The organism is Paenibacillus sp. CF095, from assembly GCF_900101225.1.
Classification (GTDB): Bacteria; Bacillota; Bacilli; order Paenibacillales; family Paenibacillaceae; genus Paenibacillus.
In genome coordinates this window covers 31,847-38,750 of record NZ_FMZN01000006.1, presented here as the reverse complement: position 1 = coordinate 38,750, position 6,904 = coordinate 31,847, and the positions used below count along the sequence as shown (strand labels likewise).

3 protein-coding genes are annotated in these 6,904 nt (G+C 53.1%); all 3 read right to left on the bottom strand.

The annotated features are described in order from the left end of the window. Nucleotides 1–27: 27 nt before the first annotated feature. Genes BLS69_RS27700 through BLS69_RS27690 form a run of 3 tightly spaced genes read right to left on the bottom strand, consistent with a single transcriptional unit; the run spans nt 28 to nt 6,882 of the window. Nucleotides 28–1,761, bottom strand: coding sequence for an ABC transporter ATP-binding protein (locus BLS69_RS27700; RefSeq protein WP_091038396.1), 1,734 nt, complete (start codon nt 1,759–1,761; stop codon nt 28–30). Then, nucleotides 1,758–3,584: an ABC transporter ATP-binding protein gene (locus BLS69_RS27695; protein ID WP_091038395.1), complete on the bottom strand. Its 1,827-nt coding sequence runs from the start codon at nt 3,582–3,584 to the stop codon at nt 1,758–1,760. Before BLS69_RS27695 ends, BLS69_RS27700 begins: the two co-directional genes overlap by 4 nt. Next, a complete protein-coding gene (locus tag BLS69_RS27690; RefSeq protein ID WP_091038393.1) occupies nt 3,574–6,882 on the bottom strand; it encodes a non-ribosomal peptide synthetase in 3,309 nt (1,102 codons plus the stop codon). The genes BLS69_RS27695 and BLS69_RS27690 overlap by 11 nt, the downstream gene beginning before the upstream one ends. Nucleotides 6,883–6,904 lie beyond the last annotated feature (22 nt).

Here is a 6,904-nt window from a genome sequence, read left to right as displayed (position 1 = left end):
CAGGAAGCCGCCCACCGTAAAGCGGGTCTATCCGTACAGCCGCGCGTAATAACCTCCGAGCGCCAACAGGTCCTGATGGCGGCCCCGTTCGACGACCGTTCCTTGATTCATGACCGTAATCAAATCTGCATGTTCCACCGTGCTGAGACGATGCGCAATCAGAATGGTGGTGCGCCCCTTCATCAATACGTTCAGAGCTTGCTGTACCCAATGCTGGGATTCGTTATCCAATGCAGAAGTTGCTTCGTCCAGCAGCAGAATCGGGGCGTTTTTGAGAATCGCCCGGGCGATCGCAATTCGCTGCCTTTGTCCACCTGACAACGATGCTCCTCTCTCTCCCACCGGCGTTTTATACTGTTCAGGAAGTTCCTGAATGAAATGGTGAGCGTACGCCGCTTTGGCCGCTTCAACTACTTCTTCATCCGTTGCATCCGGATTGCCATACCGGATATTTTCCTCAATCGTGCCGGTAAACAAAAACGGCTCCTGCGGAACGTATGCAATCTGCCTGCGGATTTCGTCCAGCGTGTAATGGCCGAACGGTTTGCCCTGGAGCAGGATATCTCCGCTGTCCACAGGATAAAAGCCGAGCAACAGCTTGATCAGCGTACTTTTGCCGCTGCCGCTGGCTCCCACGATCGCAGCGACCTGACCAGGAAACACCTGCATGGACATGTCGACAAGTACCTTTTTATCCGCCTGATAGGAAAATTCCACATCGCGAAACTCCACTGCAGCCTCCGATACAAGCTCGCTACGAGAAGATCCCAGACGCTCCGGTTCCTCTTCCTCGCTTAGTACCTCTTGAATCCGGTGAGCGCCCGCGAGTGAATTTTGGGTCATCGACAGAACCATCCCCAAGTTCAACAAGGCGTGCGTCAGATTCACTTGCAAAACTGCCAGAGCGGCGACACTTCCCATTCCCATCAATCCGTAGGCATAAAGAAGACTGCCGATGACGATGATGCCGCAGAACGTGACGTAGCTAATAAAATGATTCACCGCAGCCTGCATACCGTTCTTTTTCGCCGTTTGCCGAAGCGTTTGCGTCATTTGTTCGTTCAACGCCTCGTACTGGCCGTAAATCGTGCGGATTCGGAACAGCTTCACAATTTGAATGCCGCCCATAAAATCTTTGAATTTTTCGGTCATTTTACCGAGCGTTTGCAAGCCTTGTTCGGACAAGGCACGAATATCCCGTGCAAATTTCAGACTGACCAGAGAGGACAGCAGCAGAATGACGAAGGATACGCCAGCAAACCGCCAATCGATCACCACCATGGAGACAATGGAGCCGATGCAAAAGACAACTTGAAGCAACAAAACGAAGTAAACCTGCGAGAATGTAAACTCAACGGTCGTTACGTCGTTGTTCACCCGCGACAGCAAGTCCCCATGGTGCGTCTGCTCCAGGAATCTCGGCCGCACCCGGCACAGCTTGTCATAAAGACGTTTGCGGATATTCAGCACAGTCAGCTCGACACTGCGCTGGTATAAGTAAATGAACCAGGGAGAAATTATATTCTCCAGAAACAGGGCCGCGCCCAAAATAATAAAAGCTTCCACCATCAGGGACGTATCTCGGGACACGGCGAAATCAACCAAGTTATGTACGACCAAGCTGAAGGCGATCAGAAACAATGTCTGGGTGAGCGCCGTTACAGCAAGGCCAATCGCGTACTGGGTTTTGCGCTTGCGGTTCATAAACGTCAGCAAGTAGCCAAGTTCTTTCACTTGCGATAGCCTTCCGCCCTTTTTCATGTGTACGACACCTCCCTGCGTTCGGCAGACTCGGTAAATTCCTGGTAGTACGACTGGGCGTACATTCCCTTCCTCTCGAGCAATTGTTCATGAGTGCCCTTTTCGATAATATTTCCTTGTTCCATAACCCAGATTTCATCGGCGTTTTGTACCGTAGAAAGCCGGTGGGCAATAACCATGGTCGTTCTCTGCTTCATCAATACGCCCAGCGCTTCCTGAACCGCGCTTTCCGACTCCGGATCAAGAGCCGATGTGGGCTCGTCCAGCAGCAGTACGGGAGCATCCTTCAGAAAAGCCCGGGCCATTGCAATGCGCTGGCGTTGCCCACCGGACAAAAAGCCGCCGCGCTCTCCGACATACGTCTGGTAGCCACCCTCAAGCTGCATAATGAAAGAATGAGCCTGAGCGGCTTTGGCGGCTTCGATAATCTCGTCCATCGACGCTTCTTCACGCCCGTAGCCGATATTTTCGGCGATCGTACCGCTAAACAAATATGAATCTTGGGTTACCACGGAAAAATGCGACCGAAGCTGCTCTGGATTAGCGCCGTGGATCAGGCTTCCGAACACGCGGATCTCGCCCTGATCCTCCGGAAGTGGATAAAAGCCGCATACCAGCTTAAACACCGTGCTCTTCCCTCCGCCGCTCGCTCCGACAAGTGCAATCGTCTTGCCTTCCGGCACCGAGAAACTAACATTCCGCAGAATCGGAGAACTCTCTTCATACCCGAAGGTTACGTTCTGAAAATGGATGGGAGCGGCGCTCGCTTTTGGAAGCAAACGGCCATTCTCCGTTTCGGTCGGCTGCTCGACGATTTCGGAGACCCTTCTCAGGGCACCGGTCATTTCGAACGTGCGCGTGATGAGCTCGGGAATATGCTCCAGCGGCTCCAGACACAGATTAAGCAAGTACAGGAAGGCGATTAGTTCTCCCGCGCCTAGCTGCCCGTTGTAGATCAAATAGCTACCGTAACTGACGGCGAAAATGATCGGGCTGATCATTAGCGTAGAAAGCAGCGGGTTAACCCAGGCTTCCCGCTTTTTCACGGCCAGCTTTTTTTGAGCCGTCAGTTGCAGCAACACTTGGTAGGAGCGAGATAACATACCAGATAGCAGATAGCTTTTTACAATAGGCATCCCCCCAAGCGTATCCTGGAGGTTGATGTTCATTCGGCCCATGTTTGCCTGGGCTTCCTCCGTCAACTGTTCCAACTGCTTGCCGATCCATTGGGAAACCAGCAGTGCTACGGGAAATAACAACAGGCTGTACAGCATCAGCTCCCATTGGAGATACATCAAATAAGCGAAACAGCCGATAAATAATAACGGATGATAAAACCACTGGGCGAGGTCCCGAATCATAAATTGCTGGATGAGCTGCAGATCGTTGTTGATCCGCGACAACACGTCGCCGGAGTGCTGCTTTTCCAAATAGGGGACCGGGAGTTTGCCGATATGACGCATGACATGGTTGCGGATATCCTGCACCGCAGAGGCACTGCTTCGCTCCACACCAAAGCTCATGAAAAACTTCGCCGGCACACCGATCAAGATGACCACAAAGACCGTGTACACGATCTGCAGAACGATCGGCCCCGCCCCATTCTCGGCCTGTGTGGTCAGCTGCTCGACCAAACGTCCCGTCCATATCTCAATAACCGCGGCGGCAATTGCGGACAGGATACCGACGATCATCCAGCCTTTGTGACGGCTTACATAGGACATCAGCCAGCGGAACGCTTTCCAGGTGGCATAAGCGGTTCGGCGCTTGGAAGGCGCCGCTGTGCCTTGTTCTTGAACAGACATCTGCCGATCAGCTCCCATGCAGGACCCCGGCCTCCGCTTCGATCTGCCGCTTGATTTGCACTAAGATGTCACGGATGACAATGGCCGTTTCTTCCACACGCGCGAGTTCCAGTAATTCCTCGTGTGCGCCCTCCAGCCGGTAATCAGAATAAGCTTGCGTCGTTGCCCTCTGCCAGGACGGCAACTGGTGCTCCAGGCGGAACGCTTCGCTGTCCTTCGCAATCAGTTCGTAAATACGGGCAGTTATTGTGCCTGAATTAATAAGCTGCGCTTCGTACGTCAAGGTGGCTTTGATTTTCCGATGAACACGCTCCCGCACGAGTGGATTACTCATTAATTCCTTCTCTTCTTCGTCGAAATCCGCAAGCATTTCTTCAAGCTCTTTCTCAGACGTTTCATAAGGTGTGAGTGTGTCCTTAATCCACGAGTCCACCATGAGCAAGTCCGTTACGGAATACCCTCTTCTTTCCATCATTTTGGCTACTTCGAACGTCAGGTTGCCTCCGAAGCAGTAACCGAGCAGCACGTAAGGTCCTTCCGGCTGGATGCGAACAATCTCATCCACATAACGGTTCAGCATGGCCTCGTAATCGATGACATCGTCTATAAAATCAATGCCGTAAAGCACGAATCGGCCGTCTAGCCTGCTTGCAAGCTCTCGGTAACCGATGCCGAAGCCGCTGCCTGGAGGGAAGCAGAACACGTTCAGATCCCCTGTTTTATTCAGCTTAATGAAGGAATCTCCCCCTTTATCCAGGCCCAGATCCTCCTCTCCAAAAGCCATGGCTTCAACGGTTACATGATGGAATTGGCGATTCAGCGGTATCTCGATGCCCGTTTCATCGTAAACGGCTTGAACGAGCCTCATCAGACTTAAGGAATTGCCGCCCAGCTCAAAAAAGTTATCCTTTACGCCGACCTGTGGAATGCCAAGTGTATCCTGCCAGACACGGGCGATCTTCATCTCGAGCAGTGTTCTCGGCGCAACATATTCCGCTCCTACAGCCGCAGCTTCCTCCGGCACCGGCAGAGCTTTGCGGTCGATTTTTCCGTTAGCAGTCAGCGGCATCTGCGAAAGCTGCACAAGATGCGCAGGAATCATATACCCCGGAAGCTGCTGGGCGAGCTGCTCCTTGAGTTCATTCGCCGCCAGCTTTGTTTCCGCGACGTAATAAGCAACAAGTTGCTTATGGCCGTTCGCGTCGTCCCGGGCGAGTACCACCGCTTCTTCCACGCCCTCCACGTTCAAAAGCTGCGTCTCAATTTCGTCCAGCTCGATCCGGTATCCGCGGATTTTGACCTGGTGGTCAATTCGGCCGAGGTATTCGATGTTGCCGTCCGGCAGCCAAGTCGCCAAGTCGCCTGAGCGATACAGTTTTTCCCCATCCGCAAACGGGGAATCAACGAACTTCTCCGCCGTCAAATCCGGACGGTTCAGGTATCCTCTCGCAAGCCCTTCCCCGGCCACGTACATTTCGCCCGCTACGCCAATCGGCACAGGGCGGCGGTTTTCATCCAGGACATAAACCCTCAGTGTTGGGATTGGCTTGCCGATATTGCTCTTCGCCGCCTCCATTTCGACCCACGTAATTTCCTTATACGTCACGTGAACCGTCGTTTCGGTAATTCCGTACATATTGATCAGCTTTGTCTCCGGGTACTTCGTCTTGAAGCCCTTGAGCAAAAGCGGACTAAGCGCTTCGCCGCCGAAAATGACGTTGCGAATCCGCAGATCGTATGGATGATCCGCCAAGACCTTACGCAGCAGCTGGTAGAAATATGTTGGCGTCTGGTTCAAAATCGTGACATTTTCGCGGCTCAGCAGTGCCAGGAACTCGGCCGGATTTTTCGCCGTAAGCGGCGGTACGATAACCAGCTTTCCTCCATTTAGAAGCGCTCCGTACATCTCCCAGACGGAAAAATCGAAGCAGAACGAATGGAATAACGTCCACGTGTCGGACGGCCCAAAGTCGAACAGGTTCTTGTCGTTGAACAAAAGGCGCACAACGTTTTTATGCTCGATCAACGTGCCTTTGGGTTTGCCAGTCGTTCCCGATGTGTAGATGACATATGCCAGGTTCTCCGGACCGGAAATTGGCTCCAGATTCAAAGCGTCCAGCGCACCTTCCGAATCCGTCCCACTATCTCCCCAAACGAAATCATTTATTTCAAGGCGCATTCCTGCGAAGTCGGTCTTCTCATGCAAATGCTTTTGAATCAGCAATAACGGTGCACCCGAATCTTCGATCATGAAGCGGATGCGCTCCTCCGGGTAGTCGGGATCAACAGGCACGTAGGCTCCGCCCGCTTTGAGAATCCCCAGTATGCCGACAACCATATCGAGTGAGCGTTCGGCCAGAATCGCTACCAGCTGGTCCGCTGCGACTCCCGTCTCCCTCAGCCTGCGCGCAAGACGGTTGGATCGCTCGTTCAGCTCGCGGTAGGTCAGCTGCCGTTCGTTCATGACAACGGCCACGTTGTCCGGGTAAAGCTCCGCCTGTTCTTCAAACAAACCGTGAATCGTTTTCCCCCGCTCGAACCCGGTTTCGGTATCATTAAATCGATTCAGCAACGTCTCCCTCTCGTCCGGGGAAAGCACATCGGCTTGTCCAAGCTCCAGATCTGGCTGAAATACAAGCACGGACAGAAGCCGAACAAGGTGGTCGGCCGTCTGTTCCACAAATGCACGCTCGTATCGATTCCCGTCAAAGCTTATTTCTAGCTCGATAGAGTCGTTTTGGCGGTCGAATCGAAAATCCGTATCGGCCGCCACCCGGTTACCCAGCGGTTCAGGATGAATCGGGGCGAAGGATGCGACGGTGTTGACGACTGCGACTCCTTCCCCTGTATAGTCCAGATGGAGCGGCTCCACCATTTTCCGAAAAGGCAGATGCTGATGCTCCAGCGCCTCGCCGATGGAGGCTTTGATGCCCCCGAGCAGCGTTTTCAGCGTAGTCTGGCTGCTTACGGACGTTTTGATCACCAGGATGTCATGCGACGGCTGAGTCACGTCCGGGTCCGCGCTACAAGAAGGCATGCCGACCAGTACTTGATCCTGCCCTGTATATTTGAACAGCAGGCTTTTTACTCCTGCCAAAACAATCATGTACAAAGCCAGATCCGAACCATTGGCGAGGCGAATAATTCTCTCCGAGAGCTCACTCGGCAGGGTACGGTGAAGCAAAGCCGGCTCTGCCGCAGCTTCGCCGCCCGCAGATAATTTGGAGGATTGACTATAGGGAAGGAAGCTCAGGCTGTCTTCGTCGTCAAACTTGCTGCTCCAGTACCGTTCTTCCTTTTCAAATAAAGATTTCATTCGTACCTCCCCTAAAAATGAA

What these genes read in the sequence shown, in the direction of transcription:
- BLS69_RS27700 (WP_091038396.1), bottom strand. Translation starts at nt 1,761, where the DNA reads ATGAAAAAGGGCGGAAGGCTATCGCAAGTGAAAGAACTTGGCTACTTG.
- BLS69_RS27690 (WP_091038393.1), bottom strand. Translation starts at nt 6,882, where the DNA reads ATGAAATCTTTATTTGAAAAGGAAGAACGGTACTGGAGCAGCAAGTTT.
- BLS69_RS27695 (WP_091038395.1), bottom strand. Translation starts at nt 3,584, where the DNA reads ATGGGAGCTGATCGGCAGATGTCTGTTCAAGAACAAGGCACAGCGGCG.